Source organism: Bacillus sp. F56 (assembly GCF_001748205.1).
Taxonomy (GTDB): domain Bacteria; phylum Bacillota; class Bacilli; order Bacillales; family Bacillaceae; genus Bacillus; species Bacillus stercoris.
Genome location: NZ_BDFC01000006.1, coordinates 187,358 through 206,715, shown reverse-complemented (window position 1 = coordinate 206,715; position 19,358 = coordinate 187,358). Strand labels below are relative to the sequence as shown.

The following is a 19,358-nucleotide window of genomic DNA, read 5'->3' as shown; positions in this document are numbered from 1 at the left end:
CAGTCATATATTGAATAAAAAACGAGCCATGGGAGGCTGACGCTATGATCGCTAAAATGATGGAAGCACTGGACGGAGAAAGATTTGATATCATAATGGAAAAAACGCTCAAAGGGATGACGCGTGTCATGATTTGGGGCTGTCTGCCTTATTTTTTATATATCTTGATCCGTATGTTCACAAACTAACTGAAATGCTCTTTTAAACTTTCCAGAACAAACTTCATCATATCTTTATATTCTTCATCATGGAACATTTCGTACAGAATTTTGTAATCATTATAAATATCCAGAAGCTCATCAACAATTGATACAGCAAGGATGTGAAGGGTATCTTGATCTTCATCATCGCCTTCAAACTGAAGAAGAGCAGACGATGCGATATCTTCGCCGATCTCATGGCCAGTTTCTCCGACATAGTGGACAAACAACAGCTGGTGTACAAACTGGTCCATTTCATATTTTCTAAGCACCAGCGTGAGATCCTCTTCCTCCGTTTCAAGCCACTCTCCATCCTTTAAACGGGTGAGCTCATAAATGATATCTTCCCAGCCATCTTCTAAATATCTCCAAATTTCTGTTCTGTGGCCGATAATGCGAAAGAGTTCTTTTCCATAATCTTTTACATAAACAACGTCCCCAATAAGGAATTCATATTCAATATCAAGCTTTTCCATGTCGACAATGACACCCTCATAATCTTTATAAAGCTGAATGGACGATTCAAAGTATAAAACTTCGTTATGATTGACTTCATAAAGATAGTGTTTATCAATTTGATGCACTTTTGTGATGGTGCCAACTGTTCCATACATAATGACGACTACGATATCCCCTACTTGGAATTTCGGTTTATTTTGCTTCATGGTGTCTCCCCCTCGCCGCAACATTTCTCATACGCTATCGTATGCCGGGGGAAGCCAATTCGCATGGGCATGAAAACTAAAGGAAATATCCAATTATGGTATGGATATGGACATAAAAAAATCCGCAGTGATCTGCGGATGAAACAGCTATTATCTGCCGTGCACTTCAGCCTCGTATTGATCCCAAGCTTCATCAAACGTTGCCATCGTGTGAAGATAATCAGCATTCAGCTCCAAATACGAACTGATTTCATGATAATCGGTTGATGTTTTCGGAAAGCTGTGATCCTCATACGCCTGATTGGCAAATTCACTGATGCTGTCCTTCGGCTTCGGGTGTCTGTATTTTAATAAATAGTGATAAAAGGATTTCATGGGTTTCCCCTCCTGGTGTCTGTCTTTTGTTGTTCTATTATACAGTTCAAGTGTAAAATTACAACAAAAGAATACTGAAACATGACTCAGGAGAAGTCAAAATAGTTGCGTTTCAAAATCCTTTCTGTCTCCATGAGCTGCTGATACGTTAGGCTTTCAGGCAGTTTTTTTGTTTGAATCAAAAGCAGCTGATCCTCTATCTCCTTAACCGTATTTTCCTCTTGATAGCTCATACCGCAGGCAGCACATACCATGGCGGGGGTGTCTGTCAATTCTATAGCCCTCGTTCCATCAGGGAGCTCCCAGTACACCGTGTTCCTTCCGGGCACCGCTTCAAGTTCGCCGCACCATTCGCATGTTTTCATGAAGAATCTCCTCCGCTTTCAATCTCTTCCTGTTTTTTCTGCTGCGCCAAAAATTTCTTTTCTTTAAGCTGATCCCTTTTCTCACGGCGGTCTTTTAATGTTTCATGCTCCGGATTTGCGATGTATGCCTCTCTCCTTTTGATTCTGTCTATATTTTCAGGTGTAAATGAAACTTCTTTGTCAGCAAAAATAGCACTCAGCCCGACCGGATCCTTTTTGTCAGCGGTTTCAGGGAAAACGGACTCAAAATAAGCGTCTGCCTGGTTGGGGATATAATTCTCCGGTTCCGGATATGACGTAATCACACCTTCAAAATTTCTTAAGATGACTTTGTCAGGACTTTGTGACAGGACATAGTTTGGCTGCAGGGCGATTTTACCTCCGCCGCCTGGTGCGTCAACGACAAAGGTAGGAACTGCATAGCCTGAGGTATGCCCTCTCAGCCCTTCAATGATCTCCAAACCTTTGGAAACAGGCGCCCTGAAATGCCCGATACCCTCTGACAGATCACATTGGTAGATATAATACGGACGGACTCTGATTTTTACCAAATCGTGCATAAGCTTTTTCATAATTGGAACCGAATCATTAATACCCGCTAATACGACAGCCTGATTTCCGACCGGCACACCTGCGTTCACAAGCTTTTCACAGGCTTCAACGGATTCCTCTGTCATTTCGATGCTTGTGTTGAAATGAGTGTTCAGCCAGACCGGATGATATTTTTTCAATATCTCACACAATTGATCGGTAATGCGCTGCGGAAAGACGACAGGCGCCCTTGTTCCGATTCTGATGACTTCCAAATGCGGAATGCTCCGCAGCTCTTTTAAAATGTATTCTAAAATTTGATCATTAATAAGCAGCCCGTCACCGCCTGAAATTAAACAATCACGGATTTCAGGTGTTTCCCGGATATAAGCAATTGCAGCATCCAGCTGTTTTTTAGGGACTCCCATTCCGATTTGTCCGGAAAAACGCCTTCTTGTGCAGTAGCGGCAGTACATAGAACATTGATTCGTGACAAGAAACAGCACACGGTCGGGATAGCGGTGTGTCAGACCCGGTACCGGCGAATCTTCATCCTCATGTAGCGGGTCTTCCAGATCGTATTTTGTTTTGTGCATTTCTTCAGAAAGCGGCACAGACTGCATTCGGATCGGGCATCTCGGATTGTCGGGGTCCATTAAAGAAGCATAGTAAGGCGTAATATTTAAGGGGATCGTTTTTGTAGAAATTCTGACACCTTCCTCTTCTTCCTTGGTCAGATTGATGACCTTTTTTAAATCCTCTAACGTTCTAACAGTATGTGTCAGCTGCCAAAGCCAATCGTTCCATTTCTCTTCCGGAACGTCCTTCCATAACTCGATCTCCTTCCAATGCCGTTTTGGTTTATACCATTTGTTTTCCAAACGAACTCCTCCTCGCGCATGTTTTGACTTACAGTTGTTTGCACCAAATATTCATGTTTTCAAGACCTTCGGCTATAAAGCAATTATTGATCAGCCTTCCGCCATACTGATAACCTGAATGGTACAACACAGCATTCATCCCAAAAGACGAAGCACGGGCGAGAGAAAACACATGGAAGATATCCCTTCCAGCCATTTCTTTTTCTAACGCCTTGATTAAAAAGCTTGTCAGCGAATGGCCTCGGTATTCCGGCAGCACAGCACAATCGGTTATTTCTGCATGCCCCAGCTCTGGATTGATTTCTGCGCTTGCTGCGCTGATCAGGCGGTCATGATCAAGCATGATATAATACACCGTATTTGCCTTCATCGTCTTTTCAATATAAGCGGGGTCAAATACGGGGGTCGGATACGTACGGAATACTTTTTTATACAGCATTGACAGCTGATACATGTCGTTTATCTCTGCTTTTCTCATCGTAAATACGGGTATGTTGTCGTTGCGGAGGCGGGGCACTGTGCGATATAAGGATTCGATGATCTCCTGTTCCTCAGTATATGAATCTGTTTGCCTCCGGCTTTCTGAAAGGTAACGAACCATGACACAAGCCGAATGGCCGAGATAATAGCCCTTTAGATAACCCTCCGGCGCAAATAATTGATTGGCAAGCATTGGTTCATCATGCTGCTTCGTATAGACGATGATTTTTTCCGCATTCTCTTCTTTCGCCGCTGCCACGATATCTGGCAGGGCCTTCTCAATGGCTCCGTCATAACAGACCACTCTGATTCGTTTATTAAAGCTGTCATGGTCCAAAACTGCTGTGACACCGCTATTCTTTATCGACTTGAGCATCCGCATCCTCCCCGTCTGTATGAAGCCCGCACCAATCCATGACAAAAAGTGCAATAATTTTAGCAGATTCTATCATGGCTTCAACCTCAATGTATTCATTGGCCTGATGAGCCGCTTTTGTTTCCCCTGGCCCGAAGACGATCACTGGCGTATCTCCTGCATGATATAAAAGCCCTCCATCCGTTCCCCACGGGGAAGCTTCGAGAATCGGCTCTGTCTGTTTCATTTTTTGATAGGCTGATTGCAGCACAGAAATTAAAGGGTGGTCATCAGGTAAATCATTCGGCAGCCACTGAGCGCCAAACCATTCTACTTGTACGGGATGGCGTTTAAACCATTCGTCACGGTATTCTAAATCCTTCAGCCAGTTTTCCAATTCAAGTTTGACAGCTTCCGGTTTCTCATGGGGGGCAATTCCGCATCTCCCTTCTATGACGACACGGTCTGCAACTGAAGATGGCCAGGCACCGCCTGAGATGGTGCCGATATTCACCGGTACCGGTATTGGGATATTGTCATACAGCGGATCTGAGATTCTCGCATTGCGGACCTTCTCCAGCTCTTGTATCGCTGTGATAACATGCATGCTTTTTTCAATCGCGCTTACCCCTTCATAGCGTGTGCCCCCATGTGCCGCTAATCCCTTCACTGTGATCCGAAACCACATTGAGCCCTGCTGCTTTATAAATAGTTTCATATTCGTCGGTTCAGGTATCAGCGCCCCGTCAGCACGATAGCCCCTCATGATGGCAGACAATGTTCCGGCGCCGCCGCACTCTTCATCTATAACACTCTGAAACAATACATCTCCCTTCAATTTGACATCGCAGGCGTGCAAGGCTTCTAAAGCAAAAAGAAGGGCTGTATTGCCTCCCTTCATATCCGTTGAGCCACGGCCGTATATTTTACCGTTCTCTTCGAAAGCTTGATACGGTTCATACTTCCAATCCTTTACGTTTCCTTCAGGCACAACATCAATATGGCCGTTCAAAATCAGGGACCTGCCTCCGCCTGCTCCTGTTTTTTTCGCCACGATGTTCGGGCTCTCATGAAAATCAGAACGATTTGATTTAAAGTAGGGATGCTGTTTTAATTGCTTTAGGCTTGGCTCCCATACATCAATGTCCATATGAAATTGCCGGAGTTTTTCAAGCACAACAGCTTGGGCGTTAAACTCTGACCCCAAAGTGCTTTTTTCCCCAATCAGCCTTTTGAGAAGACGAATGGCTTTGGCCGAATGCTGATCAAGCCACCCGATAACTTTTCTTTCAATGTCTTGCATCCTCATTCCCCCTCTTAAGAAAAAGGCATATCTATTTTGATTTCAGCCTCAGTCAGCCTCGTCACCTCATCGATTGTCGAGCCATTCATCAGCTCTTTTAAAATAAAGTGATGGCCATCGACCTCAAGAACCGCTTTTTCGGTAATAATCAAATCCACACAGCCTGCGGCAGTTAACGGCAGCGTACATCTTTCTGTTAATTTAGGCCTTCCTTTTTGATCTGTATGACTCATGACAACAACCACTTTTTTCGCTTTTTGGGCAAGCTCCATCGCCCCGCCCATACCCGGCACCTTTTTTCCCGGAACAAGCCAATTTGCCAAATCGCCTGATTGGCTCACCTGCAGGGCGCCTAAGATGGTAATGTCAATTTTGCCTCTTCTGATCATTGCAAAAGACATCGTAGTATCAAAATAGGAAGCCCCTTTTACAGCCCGGACAGGATATCCCGCAGCATTGCATAAATGCGCATCCTCTTCTCCCTTTTCAGGACTTTCTCCAATGCCAAGGACACCGTTTTCGGCTTGAAACATGACCTGCATGTCAGTTGGCAAAAAGTTAGGGACCAAGGATGGGATGCCGATGCCGAGATTCACAATCATGCCCTGCTTAATTTCAGCAGCAGCCCGTTTTGCGATTTGTTCTCTTTCTGCTACTCCCATGCCCATTTCCACTTCACTCCTTCACTTCGTACAACCCCCTCGACAAAAACCCCCGGTGTGACAATCATTTCTTCAGAAATCTCTCCCATCGGAACGATACGCTCAGCTTCGGCAAAGGTTCTCCTGGCGGCCATTGCCATTAACGGATTCATATTGCGCGCAGTTTTGTCATACGTTAGATTGCCGAATTCATCGGCAATGCACGCATTGATGAAAGCAAAATCAGCCGTCAGCGCTTCTTCTATCAAATATCGTTTTCCCGCCACAGTTACGATGTCCTTTTCCTCGCAAACCATTTGATTATCAATGCCGATATCGCTTAAAATACCGCCAAGTCCTGCTCCGCCGGCGCGAATCCGCTCCGCAAGCGTTCCCTGAGGTGAAAATTGAACTTCTAATGTCCCGTCTGTCATCTGTTTCCCCGCTACAGGATTGGAACCGATATGCGAGGCGATCAGGGTTTTGACCCGTTGATTAACAATAAGCGGGCCGATCCCTATCTCCGGGAAACCGGCGTCATTGCAAATAACAGTTAAATCCGTTACACCGCTGTCCAAAATAGCCTCAATCAATGAAGGAGGCGACCCGACTCCTCCAAAACCGCCAAACATCAGAACCGATCCGTCCTGAACATCTGCAATTGCTGTTTCAATGCTGATTGCTTTTTGAAATGGCGCCATTTGATGTCAATCCTTTTTTAAGTTTTTTTCGACCGCTGCAACTGTTTCTGAAAAAATAGAGATAAGCTCTTCAACTTCACCGTCAGAAATGGTAAAAGGAGGGGCAATAATGACAGCATCTCCTTCTCCGCTGTCTATCCCAGCTTTGGAAGGATAAACAATCAGCCCGCGTTTTTTCGCCTCGCTGACAATAAGCTGGGTTACCGCCTGTTCTGGCGGAAACACTTTCTTCGTTTTCTTGTCTGCCACAAATTCAATGCCTAATAGCAGACCCTTTCCGCGCACATCACCTATGATGCCGCTTTGAGACGCCGCCTCTTCAAGCTTCTTCCTCAGCACAGCTCCTTTTATTTCTGATTGTTTGATCAAGCCGTGCTTTAACACATACCGCAAAACTTCAAGAGCAGCTTTGGCTGAATAGGGATGTGCACTATATGTGTGGCCGCTCATAATCACACCTGATCCTTGTTTAATCGTTTCAACAAGAGAATCAGATACAACAGCAGCAGCAATAGGGGCATACCCCGCACCGAGACCCTTGCCCAGTACAGCAATATCAGGAACAGTGTGCCAATGCTCTGTCGCAAGCATCCTTCCTGTTCTCCCAAGCCCTGTCATGACTTCGTCTGCAATAAAAAGCACGTCGTGTGTGCGGCATACCTCGCTTAATTTCTCATAATATCCCGGAGGCGGAGTAATCGCTGCTCCTGCAGCACCAATAATTGGCTCAGCCACAAAGCCGGCGATGAATCGGCTTCCGATTCTTTTGATTGCAGTGTCCAATTCATCAGCTGCAGACTGAACAAAATTTTCTGCCTTCTCTTGATTCAGCCGATAAAGGTGTGGAGCTGAGATAGCTGGATACCGCTCTATGAGATGGGTGAACCGGTATCTCCTTTCATAAAAACCAGATAATGAAAGCGCTCCCAAAGTTATTCCGTGGTAACTGCTCCACCGAGACAAAAAGATGGATTTTTGTGTTTGCTTTTTTTCCTGCCAATACTGAATGGCAATTTTCATCGCTGTTTCTATCGCTTCTGATCCGCTGTTGACAAAAAAAGACCAATTCACATCTCCCGGCAGCTCCCGTGCCAAGAGAGCGGCTAATTGCTCGGCGGGCTCGCTCGTAAACTGTGAGCGGTAAGCAAAAGACACCTGATCAAGCTGTTCTTTCAGCTTCTCAGTCACATCACGAACTCCGTGGCCGATATTACATGTCACCGCACCTGACGAGCCGTCAAGATATTTTTTTCCGGTCTGATCATAAACATATGAACCCCTCGCATAACCGACAACCGGATAGACCGAGCTAAGCTCCGGCTTAATCAAATAACTGCTCATGCTCCCACCTCAAAACCCTTTTAACATATTGTATGAGTGTCCAAATGGCGGCATGACGTTCCCAGCAAAAACTTTTTCACATAAAAAGAGCCTCCCTGAAGGGGAAGGCTCTTTTTGAATTTCAGCATCTAGCAAATAAAAGCGGCTCCGACAATAATTAATAAAATGAACAAGACGACAATCAATACAAATGTATTTGTCCCGCAGCCAAATCCGTAACCGTATCCAGGGTATCCATACATGCTGTTTTCATCCTTTCTTATCACGATATACGGCATTTTATGCGGGCCAAGTCCCAAATGGTTTGTGCAAACGCCTATTTCATGTAAGGAAATAATGAAAAACAGTATGCACCCGCTCATATTTTTTAAATGTCAGCTTTTCGTAAAAATGGGTTGCACCGTCTGTGCTTGTAGCGACTAAGTAGGCTGCTTCCATTCCTAGTGATTTGGCGATGGACAGCATTTCTTGCACTAAGATACTGCCGTAGCCCCTCCTTTGAAACTGATCTAAAATTGCCACTTCTTCGATTTTAGCTGTTTTCTCTTGCTGATCGATAAACAGCTCTCCGCACCCAATGGGAATTTTCTGTGCCTGGTCGCTATAACAAACAACAAGAATGATTGTACCCGCTTCGTAGAAAGGATATTTTCTATTTAATTTTTGTTCGGCGATCGCTTCTCCAATATAAATGGAATCGTAAATTTTCATAATAGAAGATCCGTCGCTAAGGCTCTTTGCCGTCCCCCATGCGGTTAAAGGATGTCCCATCTGTCCCTTCCAGTCACTAAGCTTCATGTCATATAGCAGCTCATCCTCGACGACAAAACCGCTTTTTACAAGCGACTGCTTCAAACCGAGCGGAAAAACATGCTGCGGCGATGCTTTTAAATGGAGATAATTCGCTTCAAGCAGCTTTGGTACGGAGGGCAAAAAATTCAATAACCGCTCCAATGGAAACGTATCATGGAGCTGAACAAAATTATGAGAAAAAATTTGCGGAAGCTGAGGATCTCTGTATACGCTGTAATGATCAAACGATGTCGATTCAGACGTTAACAATATATATTGATGTTCCGTTTTTGCATAATGTCCTGTCATGAACGTCTCCTTTTTATGACCTATCCCTATACTCTGTTGCAATGTTCAATTTCTTTATAATCTCATCGTACACCGGATAAAACGGCTTTCCAATTGGAAATTGCTGAATATTTCGGAAAGAAGCGGAGATTGGCTTCTGATGTAAAAAAAACTTCCTTGCTACTTGTTCACTAATTGGGTGAAAGAAGCCGTTTAGAAACAAAAACGGCTCGCGTTCGATGAAAAACAGCCTTCGGCCAGGCGGATTTTTGATCAATTCAGATCGCTTCCACATAATCGGCGGTCCTTCCAAAAGCGCCTCCAGCTCCTCTTTTCCAACTGTCAATATGTCTTTTCTTTGAAATTGATAAAATTGAAACGCATACTGGTCCACAATGCGCCTTTTTTTTCCGGCTTCGATATAAAATATGGCAGGATGGTCAGCTTCCTTTACTAAAATATAATTCGGAATGTTTAAAATTTTCCCAATCCTATATTGGAATAAATATGGGTCTGGAACAGCGACAGTCCGATTTAGATACCAAAAACTCCACTTTTCCCCGACAGGGTGCCGTACACCCTGATCAAGAAAATACACAGTTTGATCTGAACCTTTCACAAAAGAGCCGTCAATCAAATCGGCGGGCAGAAACCGATATGCATTTTGAAATGAATCTGGGGTTTTATAAGTTGTATCTAATACTTCATTTATCGGCAGAAATGGGGTAAAGTTGTTGAGTCTCGCCCAAAAAATTGCGTCGCCATGATTCCAATGCTTCATATCATCATCCCAATAGCCTCCATATTTATGGTGAATGAGATTAAGTAACGAACGGCGATGCATTACTGAACAATGATCAACATGAAAAGCCGCCTGCTCTAGCACTGCATTGGCATTTCTGTAGAAATATGAGATTTCCTCTCCCCTTTCGTTTACATGTACAACTTTTTGTTTTGAATAGACAACCTGCGCTTCAGGCTGATGTGAAAACTCTTGCACCATACGGCTCAGCCGCTCGGGATGATAAACAGTGTCATCAGTAAGATAGGAAATGTAATCGCCTTCTGCAAATGGGAGCGCACTGTTAATTAATGTGGCATAACGGGCTGTTTTTAATCGATCTGCAGGTTGCACGAAACTGTTATGATATTGAATGCGCCGGTCATGGAGATACTTGTGAATCACCGCAGTTGTTTCTTCATTCGAATGATCATCCATAATAAAAAGCTCCCAAAGATCATGCGTTTGCTGAATCACGCTTTCGATCGCTTTTTGCAAATATTTAGGTTTGTTGTAACTTGTTAAAATAATAGACACTTTCTCTCCCATCTATACCGCCCCCGCCGTCAAACATAAAAACGGCTCCGCAGCAAGCAGAGCCTCTGTCATCATTTAAAAAGCACCCCAGCTTACAACACTTGAGAGTGACACATGAGATCTCGTGTTATTTAACGGGTTTTGAAAAATAACCAAATCAGTCAGTACTTCTTTTACGATGACATTCTGAAGCGTATCTCCGTTGATCAAATGAACTTTTGAAATCGGTACGCCCAGCTCCTTTGCAAAAACGAGCTGGCGTCTGAGATCAGATGGATTTCCTTCAGTAGATGATTGACGAATAAGCAGAATCAGCAAAAGCAAAATAAAATGCAGTTCATCTTGGTTTTCTTCTCGATCCACTTGTTTCTCTAAATCCAAATAATCCCTCTCCCTTATCCCTTTACTCTGTTTCACAATATGAGCGACTTTGATGTATGGTATAGGGCTATGTCCACTCCATTAAAAAATCAGCATTTTCCTTAAATACATGAAAAATAGATCAGGTACGGCGTTCGACTCATACCAAACAACAGCCAGAAGAATATGATTAACGTGAGTTCACTATCGAATAGGAGGTGTGTGTAATGAGCTCTGAAAATGCACAGTTAAAAAAGGATTTGATTAAAAACCTTTTAAACCCTTTATTCTCAACAGAAGGAGGAGTCAATGTGAATAATAATTTAAAAGACTTGCTAGAGGCAGCCATCGATCAAAAAATAGATGAAAGCGAAACGGTTACGGCTGAATCTGTTTTAAATGCTTCTCTTCCGGCTAGATGGATTTTTGCCAGAGTTACGCCAGGCACGACAATCAGCATTGTGACCGATTCAGGAGACATGATCGGGCCGGTTGTTTTCGTTGCTTTCGACTCAATTCATGGTATCGTCTTTGTAACACAGGAAAGCTCCGTCACTCCGGCAGGTCAAGCTACAACATTAATTGATGTAGACAAAGTAGAAAGCGTTACGTTTTTTGCATAACATCCGATGAATGTCTTGTATATCCAGTCGGGATACGGAGGAATATACAGTTATTTTGATTGCTGGGCTGAAGAATGTTTTCAGAACACTCATACAGAGTATATGATTGCAGATAAACCTGAAGCAGAATCTTTGGTGAAGATTGAAGCGTTTCAGCCGGACTTCGCACTTATGATGGTTGGAGACCGCGTTCCTCACGACTGGCTGACCTGGTTAAAGGGTAAGGATATCCCCGTGTATGTTTGGCTGACCGAAGACCCATTTTATATTGATATCAGCCTACAGGTAATTAAGCTTGCTGACGCCATATTAACGATTGAACAAAATGCCGCTTTCTATTATCAAGAGCTCGGCTACCAGAACGTCTATTATGTTCCGATACCAGTTAACCATCGGCTGTTTAAAAAAATGGGCACCGAACATTCCTATCATTCAAATCTGTTAATCATCGGCTATCCTTACCCTAATCGGGTTCAGCTTATGAAAGAAGCGGTCCATCTGCCTTTCACGGTTCGGGTAATCGGCAAGGAATGGAGAAAATATCTGCCTAAAAAAGTGCTCAAACAGCCGCACATTGATGTCGTCAGCACATGGGTTCCACCCGAACGGGCCGTTCATTATTATAACGGAGCAGATATCGTAATCAATGCGCATCGGCCCTATCATTTTGCTTTCAACCAAAATACTATGCGCATCAAAAATGCCAGTTTTAATAACCGAACGTTTGATATTGCTGCATGCGAAGCATTTCAATTAACCGATTTACCCGCGGCCCATCCTTTTTCATCCTTTATTTCTTATCACGGCATGGACGACTTTAAGGAAAAAACCGCTTTCTATATCAAAAACCCTGAAGAACGGCATAAAGCTGCAGCAGCCAATTATAATGAGACCGTACCTGCATTTACGTTTGATGAGCTTCCTGCAACACTAAAGGCGATTCATCTGGCGCTTTCTTGAAAAATCGTTCATTGCTATGAACGATTTTTTCATTCACAGAAAAAAGCAGCTTGTTCAGCTGCTTTCTTTCTTTTCTAGCCGTCAGAACGGTCTTTCAGCTTCCTCGGGTTCACCTGTTTATGAAGATCAGGCATTCCGCCGAGATGCTGTGCAATTTGTTCCCACGATACAATTTTGAAATTTTGATTGACTGCTTGTCCATTATCGATATTTTCACCGTCCTGCGCCACAAAAATCCCATACGGATATTTTGGACCAAGCCCGAAACCGAGAACATCAATACCATCCGTGTCACTAGTACCGTCTATCTTCTCTCCATCTGTAATTTCAAAGTTGGCCACATAGCGATTTTTCCCCTGCCGTTCATACATTGCATAGCTGTTATTTCCTTGACTTGAGGCCATTAGATATCCTTTGCCATTTGGTGCATAATAGATTGTTAGTCCTTCAATATCAGCTGTCAAATGTTCTCCTGTCGCACGGTCAACAACCTGTCCCTTTGATCCTCCGCCTGGCTCAGCGTTAAATTTCCAGATCGCCTCATCTTCCTCTGCTATGTATAGATTTCCGTACTCGTCATCCGCAACAAGGCCTTCAGTCTGAGTATTCAACTTAAATTCACGCACTTTTTTTCCTGTTACAAAACCTTTTCCACCATCAACAATTTCATATTGCTCAAATTCCCCTTGTTTGCCTGTCACTAATGCGTAAAATGCTCCTGTTTTCTGGCTGTGATACAGGCTGAATCCGTAAACCTCAGAAATACCAGTGGAAATAGGATGTTTCGGATCTGTAATGCTTTTCAATTTTCCTTTATCCCCGTCTATTGCATATACTTCAATTGTATTTTTTCCTTCAGACCTGTTGGATGCTGCAGCAATATCAATTTTTTCACCTTTCAATGGAAAATCATAGCGCAGATCGACATTATTGAGCTTGCCAAATTCATAAGAATGAAGCTGCTTTCCATCTAAATCATACACGACGAGCCCTGATTTCTTATTTGTCGTAATTAATTTGCTTTTTTCCGGATGTTTCTCATGTACCCAAATAGCCGGATCATCAGCTGCGTCATCGCCAGAATCGACCGGATCTGTCTCCGTTTGCGCAGTCACTTTGAAATGATGTTCCTCACTCACATCATGAGCCGACACCGAGTTTGCTGTCAGGCTAAGCAATAAACCCGCGGCGGTGCTTAGCAGCATTGTTTTTGAAAATTTCATTTGGTACCCTCCTCTTTTATCACTATCATCCCTATTGTAAAATATATACATGTATTTACCGTGAGGAAAATGAACCTTTTTTTATAGGGTTTTCTGGCTCATAAACAACTTTCCCTAAAGAGGTACGTGAGATGACTTTGTCAGCTTTGTTTTTGAGGTGCGAAATAAAAACATAATGAATATTTAGTACATTGTTTATTTAGTTTCATCATTTTCTATTAAAAAAGAACACGTTGTGACATGATCATTCCCCTAAATTTTGTTTTATTGGTTGCTTTCATTAATTCGATTATAAAGTTGAACATATGATGCATGGTAGAGAAACGAGAGTTGGAGGATAAGCCATGCCTAAACAGCAAACAGCAGAACTAAAACCATTTTTTCATAACAAAACAGTTTTAGTCACTGGCGGAACAGGTTCAATCGGGAGTCAAATTGTCAAACGCCTTTTGCTGCTTACACCTAAACAGGTGATTGTATTCAGCAAAGACGACAGTAAACAGTATGTCATGAGCCAAAAGTATGCGGAGGATAAGCGGCTATTATTTGTACTCGGAGATGTGCGCGATCACAGAAGGGTGAATCAGGTGATGAAAGGTGTCGATATCGTCTTTCACGCGGCTGCGCTAAAACAGGTTCCGACATGTGAGGATCATCCATTTGAAGCGATCCAGACCAATCTCATCGGCGGACAAAATGTGGTGGAAGCTGCCCTTTTACACCGAGTGCAGCATGTCATTAATATTAGTACAGATAAAGCTGTATCTCCTGTGAACACAATGGGTGCCACCAAGCTGTTATCTGAAAAGCTGTTTCATCAAGCAAACCGCCACGTTCAAAACAAAGGAACCGTGTTTTGTTCGGTCCGCTTTGGAAATGTTCTGGGCTCCAGAGGTTCGGTCATCCCTATATTATTTGAACAGATGATGGAGGGTCAGCCTCTGACTATCACAGACAAGAACATGACCAGATTTTTCATGTCAATAGACGATGCAGCTACATTGACTTTGCAATCAGCTGCGATTACAAAAGGCGGAGAAACCTTTATTTTTAAAATGGAATCACTGAAACTTGAAGAACTGATTCATGGATTTGAAGAATATGCATCGCAGCACGGGCTCCCGCGGCCGGCTGCAGTAGAAGTCGGCAAGCGTCCAGGTGAAAAGCTTCACGAAGAATTAACATCCCCGCATGAAATTGAATCACTGTATGAATGGGGCAACCTTTACGCGATCCTTCCAGAGCCTGAAAAGCATCCTGACTTTCGCAAAGTCAATCTGCCTGGGTATCAATCTGATCAGGCCCCGCTCATTACGAAAGAAAGAATTGCCCAGATTATTGAAGACTTGCATCAAGAGAAAAAGGCATAAAAACAAGCCTGTCTATCCATTAGGCAGGCCTGTTTTTAATATTTTATTTATCAAAGAGATGCAGGTAACTTTCGTATCCTTCCTCTTTCAGCTTATGCTTTGGAACAAACCGCAGCGCTGCTGAATTTATGCAGTAACGAAGCCCGTTTGGTCCCGGACCGTCATTAAATACATGGCCAAGATGAGAGTCAGCAGTTCGGCTTCTTACTTCTGTGCGAATCATGCCATGGCTCGTGTCCAGTTTTTCTTCCACTTCTTCTTCTTCAACCGGCTTTGTAAAGCTTGGCCAGCCGCAGTGGGAATCAAATTTATCCTTGGATGTAAACAATGGCTTGCCTGACACAATGTCTACATAGAGCCCTTCTTCCTTGTGATCCCAATATTCATTTTGAAACGGCGGCTCCGTGCCGTTATTTTGCGTTACTTCATATTGTATGCGATTTAATGACTTCAATTTTTCTTCTTTATTGTACGCCATTTATTTATCCCCCCAATGCTCATTAATAAATCCGGCACGTCCGGAACCTGTCCGGTAGCGCTGATAATGTGCTGGATTCTTTTTATAAAAATGCTGATGGTAGCCTTCCGCTTCATAGAAAGGTTCAGCTTTTAAAATGTCCGTTACAATCGGATCTTTAAAGATCCCGCTTTCCGCCAGACGTTGCTTGGAAGCTTCCGCAAGCTCCTTTTGTTTATCATTATGATAAAAAATGGCTGCGCGGTAGGAACTGCCGCGATCAGCAAACTGGCCGCCGGCATCAGTCGGATCGATTTGCTGCCAAAATAATTCAAGCAGTTTTTCATAAGGGAATACATCAGGATGAAACGTGATTTGAACAGCTTCACGATGCCCTGTCGTTTCACTGCACACCTCTTCATACGTAGGGTTTTCAGTATGGCCGCCTGTATACCCGGACACCACTTTTTCAATACCCGGCTGTTCGTCAAAAGGTTTAACCATACACCAAAAACAGCCTCCTGCAAATGTGGCGATTTCTTTTTTTTCAGACATACTGGTGCCTCCTTTGTTAATACGTGGTATTATTATATTATAGCATGTAAAAATAGAATGAAAATGATTCTGCTTTTCAATAAAATCTATAGGTTTTAAGCAATATGCTTATGTAATGGAGGTTCACAAATTTGAAAGTAAGAACACAGATGATGTACGATATGGAAACTTTACTCCGTAAAGTCTTTAAACAAATACGAAACGAAATCAATGAAATTTTAGATAAAGAGCTGTCGCGGAATGAATTCACCATTCTTCGGATCCTCAGTGAACAAGGGCCTAAAAAAGTCACTGAATTTGCGCCTATTTTAGAGGTATCGGCAAGCCACATTACGGCAGTGACTGATGCGCTGGTAGAAAAGGAATGGATTACGAGAATCAGATCGAAGGAAGACAGACGTATCATTCGCATTCATATCACTGAAGCTGGCGAAAAAGTCCTTCAGCACTTTAACGAGAAAAAAACGGAATATTTCTTTAAACGCTTTGACTGTTACACTGATGCTGAACTTGCCACGTTAATCGAGCTCTTCAGCAAACTTGATAAAAAACGGTAAAAAAAAGCACATACCGCTATATATAGGTATGTGCTTTTCGCAGTTCTTCACTTATTTTTCAGCGAACAGCTTCATTGTTTTCCAGCGGCCATATCTATAATACAAAAATGCCGCGCAGCTGCTAAATAAAAAACTCATTCCGATTCCAAGCCCGATTCCTTTTTGTCCAAGCCAAGCTGAAAAAAGAACCGTGAAAGGATATCGCAGCACCCAAAACGAGATCAAATTTAAAACCAGCACCTGCAGCATCGCTCCCGCGGCTCTGACTATTCCGTTCAGTACGAAATTAATCCCAATAAAAGGGTAGAAAAACGCGATCCACCGCAAATATTGTTCACCAAATGCGACCGCATCAGGCTCGCTGATAAATAACCTTATAAGGTATTTACCAAACACCCAAATCATAACCGCAATCACCAGCATACAGGAAATAACAGCCAGCACACCAAGCCTTGCAATCGTTCCTACTCTTTTCTTGTTTCCGATTCCGATATTTTGCCCTGCCATACTATTGACGGCCGTACCGGCAGCCATTGCTGGAAGCGTGATGATGCTGTCGAGCCGCTGGACCGCGCCAAAACCTGATACCACGTGCTCCCCGTATGAGTTGACAACACTCATAATCGCCATCATACCGCCTGTAATCACCATCATCTGCAGACCGGCCGGAATTCCGAGTTTCAAAATCAGCGCGGACTCTCCCCACTTGGGCACTCTCGGAATTGAGAATGGCACAAGCTTGTGTTTGATGACATAAAACAACCCATACAGAAACGCAATGCCTTGCGACAAAATCGTTGAATAAGTCGCACCCGCTATTCCCATGTGAAACACAGAAATAAAGAGCGGCGCCAGCACTGTATTCAGTACAACAGCAAACGCAATAAACCGGAGCGGTGTCTTGCTGTCGCCCAGCGCCCGAAGCACAGTACTGATAAAGTTATAACCAAATAAAAATAAAATGCCGATAAATTGAATCTGTAAATAAGTCTCAGCAAGCGGCAGCATTGACTCCGGCGTTTTTAGAAGACGCAGCAAAAGCTCTGACAGAAAAAAACCGGCCGCGCCGAATCCGATGCTTAGGCCTGTTAATAAAACAACAAAAGCGTTAATATACGACGTCATTCCCTTTTCATCATCTTTTCCTTTTTGCTGAGATAAATGGTTAACGTCGCATTGTTAAGGCCCAAAATAAAAGACAGCACGGTTAGAACAATCGTGCTTGATACCGCGGCTGCCCCAAGAGCCTGTGCCCCCAGTAAATTGCCGATCCACAAGCTGTCTATAAACTGAAAGGAAACCTGCAATGCGTTTCCGAGCATAATAGGCGTTGAAAACAGTACAAGCTGTTTCAGCACGTTCCCCTGTGTAAAATCGTATGCTTTCATCTTTTCTCCTTGTATTCTCAAATTTTCTTCGGACCGCACGAAAAAAGAGACGTTGTTTCATGTCTCTTTTTTCATGATTTATCGGTTTTTTTTCGGTCTCGCATACCGAATGTAAACACCATCACACTTAGGAACAAGGCACAATAGGAAACATTCAAATACATTTGATCCATGTCTTCAGCGGCCAGATGATGATAAGCCAGCCAGCCGAAGTACAGGGAAAATGTAAAGGATAATAAACTGAAATACTGGTAAACCTGTTTCATTTTCAGTCACCTCTATTGTTTAGGATGGTAATAGGAAAATTCAATTTCATCATTTTCTAAATTTATTTTATCCGCTTTGACATACATACCATTCGTTAAAGGCATTTCTGACAAACGCACTTCAATGCTTTTATCTCCGGGGTGAACGTGGACAAATGACGGCAATTCATAAAAGCTGTCCATATAATTTAACACAAAGCTAATCGGTATACTCAATTTCCCTAACGAAAATTTCGTAACATTCAACTCTACATCACCGTTTTTTTTCACGGTCGGTTCAAAAGCGATAAAAGCATCAATAGAGGTAGAAAATGCCTTGATTTTCCCTGCGACATGAACATCATCATCAATCTCTACTTTATAATCAAGCTTATTTGATGCCTTGTCGTTTAAATATGAGTTAACAAACGCAGCTAATGATTCTTTTGTGCTTGTCACTTGAAATCCATACTCGCTCTCAGACGAATCCTTTACCTGACCTTGTTCTCCCGGGAGCAAAATAAGTGTAACAAACCCGGCAGCGAGGATAAAATTGATTGCAAGCAATATAAAAAACAGTCGTTTCCACTTATTCATGCTGTCACCCTACTCTTTCGGTAATCCTTCTTTTTTTATGGATTGATAGACGCGCTTTGCGATTAAAGAATAACCCGTACCATTAGGATGAAAATCATCTTCCTCAGAAATTCGGCTGCTGTCACTTTTTTGGTTGAACAAATCTTCGATATAAATGATTTTCGCATGCTTATCCTTTTTCAGCTCTTTTTCAGCAATATGGTTCCAATCCGTGACGACACCGTTTATTTCATTTAGTTCAGATAATGTAAACGTAAACGGATTGTACATGCTGACATAAATCAGCTCAGCGTGATCATTCAGCTTGCGAATTTCAGAAATGATTTTTTCAAAGCGCTTTTCGTACGGTTTTTCCGCTTCCTGAAACGGTTCAACGGTTAATTGCAGGAAGTTTTGGCGAAGGACTTTCATCAAATCATTACCGCCAATTGTAAAAAAGACATAATCTGCGTCCTTTATGCCTTTTTGAACCTTTTTATCTTTTAGTTTTTCTAATAAATCATCCGAACGGTTCCCTTTTACGGCATAATTTTTCACGTCAACCGTTTTGACTTGTCTATCTGACCGGATAGAATCCGCCACCTTGCCGACATATCCCTTTCCATCGGGATCTCCGACTCCTTCTGTCAGCGAATCTCCGACAGCCGCTATGACAATGTGATCTTTCGTTTTCGTTTCATGATCTTTTTGTTTTCCCTCAGATGCTGTACGTATGCTCGTACAAGCAGTAAGAAGCAAAATCAAACTGGCCATGATTGAAAAAATGCGCAGCTTCAATCTTGTTGCT

General features: G+C 43.0%; 24 protein-coding genes and 2 pseudogenes. 5 read left to right on the top strand and 21 right to left on the bottom strand.

The genetic code is table 11. The features are described 5' to 3' along the window. Window positions 1–44 precede the first annotated feature (44 nt). A complete protein-coding gene (locus BFW96_RS09510) occupies window positions 45–188 on the top strand; it encodes a hypothetical protein (RefSeq protein ID WP_040082865.1) in 144 nt (47 codons plus the stop codon). On the opposite strand, the gene BFW96_RS09505 is transcribed toward BFW96_RS09510, so the two are convergent. The 14 genes and pseudogenes from BFW96_RS09505 to cgeC all read right to left on the bottom strand — a co-directional run bounded on the left by BFW96_RS09505 (window position 185) and on the right by cgeC (window position 10,617). Beyond that, the gene (locus BFW96_RS09505; RefSeq protein WP_014664302.1) at window positions 185–865 is read right to left on the bottom strand and encodes a hypothetical protein; all 681 of its coding nucleotides are present in this window, start codon (window positions 863–865) and stop codon (window positions 185–187) included. The two genes, BFW96_RS09510 and BFW96_RS09505, sit on opposite strands and share 4 nt — an antisense overlap. Window positions 866–1,015: 150 nt before the next feature. Next, window positions 1,016–1,240, bottom strand: coding sequence for a YozE family protein (locus BFW96_RS09500; protein WP_003241575.1), 225 nt, complete (start codon window positions 1,238–1,240; stop codon window positions 1,016–1,018). Between the two features lie 86 nt (window positions 1,241–1,326). Continuing rightward, window positions 1,327–1,605, bottom strand: a complete 279-nt coding sequence (locus BFW96_RS09495) for a YokU family protein (RefSeq protein WP_040082864.1) — start codon at window positions 1,603–1,605, stop codon at window positions 1,327–1,329. After that, window positions 1,602–3,017 carry a lysine 2,3-aminomutase gene (kamA, locus tag BFW96_RS09490; RefSeq protein ID WP_014664304.1) on the bottom strand — a complete coding sequence of 472 codons (1,416 nt, stop codon included), beginning with the start codon at window positions 3,015–3,017 and terminating at the stop codon, window positions 1,602–1,604. The genes BFW96_RS09495 and kamA overlap by 4 nt, the downstream gene beginning before the upstream one ends. Window positions 3,018–3,045: 28 nt before the next feature. Then, window positions 3,046–3,873: a putative beta-lysine N-acetyltransferase gene (gene ablB, locus BFW96_RS09485; RefSeq protein WP_069839279.1), complete on the bottom strand. Its 828-nt coding sequence runs from the start codon at window positions 3,871–3,873 to the stop codon at window positions 3,046–3,048. Beyond that, window positions 3,851–5,161, bottom strand: a complete 1,311-nt coding sequence (locus BFW96_RS09480; RefSeq protein ID WP_083252847.1) for a peptidase — start codon at window positions 5,159–5,161, stop codon at window positions 3,851–3,853. Before BFW96_RS09480 ends, ablB begins: the two co-directional genes overlap by 23 nt. A gap of 8 nt (window positions 5,162–5,169) precedes the next feature. Beyond that, window positions 5,170–5,823, bottom strand: coding sequence for a 3-oxoacid CoA-transferase subunit B (locus BFW96_RS09475; protein WP_069839277.1), 654 nt, complete (start codon window positions 5,821–5,823; stop codon window positions 5,170–5,172). Continuing rightward, a complete protein-coding gene (locus BFW96_RS09470; RefSeq protein WP_014664308.1) occupies window positions 5,808–6,497 on the bottom strand; it encodes a CoA transferase subunit A in 690 nt (229 codons plus the stop codon). Before BFW96_RS09470 ends, BFW96_RS09475 begins: the two co-directional genes overlap by 16 nt. 6 nt (window positions 6,498–6,503) lie before the next feature. Beyond that, entirely contained in the window at window positions 6,504–7,838 is a 1,335-nt protein-coding gene (locus BFW96_RS09465) for an aspartate aminotransferase family protein (protein ID WP_069839276.1), read from the bottom strand. Next, window positions 7,819–7,973: pseudogene (locus BFW96_RS21455) on the bottom strand (hypothetical protein). The gene BFW96_RS09465 and the pseudogene BFW96_RS21455 overlap by 20 nt, the downstream one beginning before the upstream one ends. Beyond that, complete coding sequence (locus tag BFW96_RS22085) at window positions 7,967–8,116, bottom strand: YjcZ family sporulation protein (RefSeq protein ID WP_370881202.1); 150 nt, start codon at window positions 8,114–8,116, stop codon at window positions 7,967–7,969. The pseudogene BFW96_RS21455 and the gene BFW96_RS22085 overlap by 7 nt, the downstream one beginning before the upstream one ends. Before the next feature lie 43 nt (window positions 8,117–8,159). Then, a complete protein-coding gene (gene cgeE, locus BFW96_RS09450; RefSeq protein WP_040082856.1) occupies window positions 8,160–8,939 on the bottom strand; it encodes a spore maturation N-acetyltransferase CgeE in 780 nt (259 codons plus the stop codon). A gap of 13 nt (window positions 8,940–8,952) precedes the next feature. Further along, window positions 8,953–10,248, bottom strand: a complete 1,296-nt coding sequence (gene cgeD, locus BFW96_RS09445) for a spore maturation glycosyltransferase CgeD (RefSeq protein WP_069839275.1) — start codon at window positions 10,246–10,248, stop codon at window positions 8,953–8,955. A gap of 63 nt (window positions 10,249–10,311) precedes the next feature. Then, window positions 10,312–10,617 carry a spore maturation protein CgeC gene (cgeC, locus tag BFW96_RS09440; protein WP_069839274.1) on the bottom strand — a complete coding sequence of 102 codons (306 nt, stop codon included), beginning with the start codon at window positions 10,615–10,617 and terminating at the stop codon, window positions 10,312–10,314. A 206-nt stretch (window positions 10,618–10,823) separates the two neighbouring features. Here cgeC and BFW96_RS09435 point away from each other — a divergent pair, with 206 nt between their 5' ends. Together BFW96_RS09435 and cgeB are read left to right on the top strand one after the other, a co-directional pair. Next, window positions 10,824–11,219 carry a protein CgeA gene (locus BFW96_RS09435; RefSeq protein WP_069839273.1) on the top strand — a complete coding sequence of 132 codons (396 nt, stop codon included), beginning with the start codon at window positions 10,824–10,826 and terminating at the stop codon, window positions 11,217–11,219. A gap of 6 nt (window positions 11,220–11,225) precedes the next feature. Then, on the top strand, window positions 11,226–12,179 hold the full coding sequence (cgeB, locus tag BFW96_RS09430; protein ID WP_069839272.1) for a spore maturation protein CgeB: 954 nt from the start codon (window positions 11,226–11,228) through the stop codon (window positions 12,177–12,179). Between the two features lie 74 nt (window positions 12,180–12,253). On the opposite strand, the gene BFW96_RS09425 is transcribed toward cgeB, so the two are convergent. Continuing rightward, on the bottom strand, window positions 12,254–13,402 hold the full coding sequence (locus BFW96_RS09425) for a phytase (RefSeq protein WP_069839271.1): 1,149 nt from the start codon (window positions 13,400–13,402) through the stop codon (window positions 12,254–12,256). Window positions 13,403–13,746: 344 nt separating this feature from the next. Between BFW96_RS09425 and BFW96_RS09420 the strand changes: the two genes are divergently transcribed. Then, window positions 13,747–14,772 carry an SDR family NAD(P)-dependent oxidoreductase gene (locus BFW96_RS09420; protein ID WP_014664318.1) on the top strand — a complete coding sequence of 342 codons (1,026 nt, stop codon included), beginning with the start codon at window positions 13,747–13,749 and terminating at the stop codon, window positions 14,770–14,772. A 43-nt stretch (window positions 14,773–14,815) separates the two neighbouring features. On the opposite strand, the gene msrB is transcribed toward BFW96_RS09420, so the two are convergent. Together msrB and msrA are read right to left on the bottom strand one after the other, a co-directional pair. Beyond that, the gene (msrB, locus tag BFW96_RS09415; RefSeq protein ID WP_069839270.1) at window positions 14,816–15,250 is read right to left on the bottom strand and encodes a peptide-methionine (R)-S-oxide reductase MsrB; all 435 of its coding nucleotides are present in this window, start codon (window positions 15,248–15,250) and stop codon (window positions 14,816–14,818) included. After that, a complete protein-coding gene (gene msrA / locus BFW96_RS09410; protein ID WP_014664320.1) occupies window positions 15,251–15,784 on the bottom strand; it encodes a peptide-methionine (S)-S-oxide reductase MsrA in 534 nt (177 codons plus the stop codon). 131 nt (window positions 15,785–15,915) lie between these two features. Here msrA and BFW96_RS09405 point away from each other — a divergent pair, with 131 nt between their 5' ends. Further along, complete coding sequence (locus tag BFW96_RS09405) at window positions 15,916–16,341, top strand: MarR family transcriptional regulator (RefSeq protein WP_004398634.1); 426 nt, start codon at window positions 15,916–15,918, stop codon at window positions 16,339–16,341. A 51-nt stretch (window positions 16,342–16,392) separates the two neighbouring features. Here BFW96_RS09405 and BFW96_RS09400 read toward each other — a convergent pair. The 4 genes and pseudogenes from BFW96_RS09400 to BFW96_RS09385 form a co-directional block, all read right to left on the bottom strand. Then, window positions 16,393–17,729, bottom strand: a pseudogene (locus tag BFW96_RS09400) (MATE family efflux transporter). A gap of 71 nt (window positions 17,730–17,800) precedes the next feature. Next, the gene (ypmT, locus tag BFW96_RS09395; RefSeq protein WP_014664322.1) at window positions 17,801–17,995 is read right to left on the bottom strand and encodes a protein YpmT; all 195 of its coding nucleotides are present in this window, start codon (window positions 17,993–17,995) and stop codon (window positions 17,801–17,803) included. Between the two features lie 12 nt (window positions 17,996–18,007). After that, window positions 18,008–18,571: a YpmS family protein gene (locus BFW96_RS09390; protein WP_069839269.1), complete on the bottom strand. Its 564-nt coding sequence runs from the start codon at window positions 18,569–18,571 to the stop codon at window positions 18,008–18,010. A gap of 9 nt (window positions 18,572–18,580) precedes the next feature. Continuing rightward, window positions 18,581–19,348 (bottom strand): SGNH/GDSL hydrolase family protein, encoded by a 768-nt coding sequence (locus BFW96_RS09385; protein WP_069839268.1) that lies wholly within the window; start codon window positions 19,346–19,348, stop codon window positions 18,581–18,583. Between the last annotated feature and the right edge of the window lie 10 nt (window positions 19,349–19,358).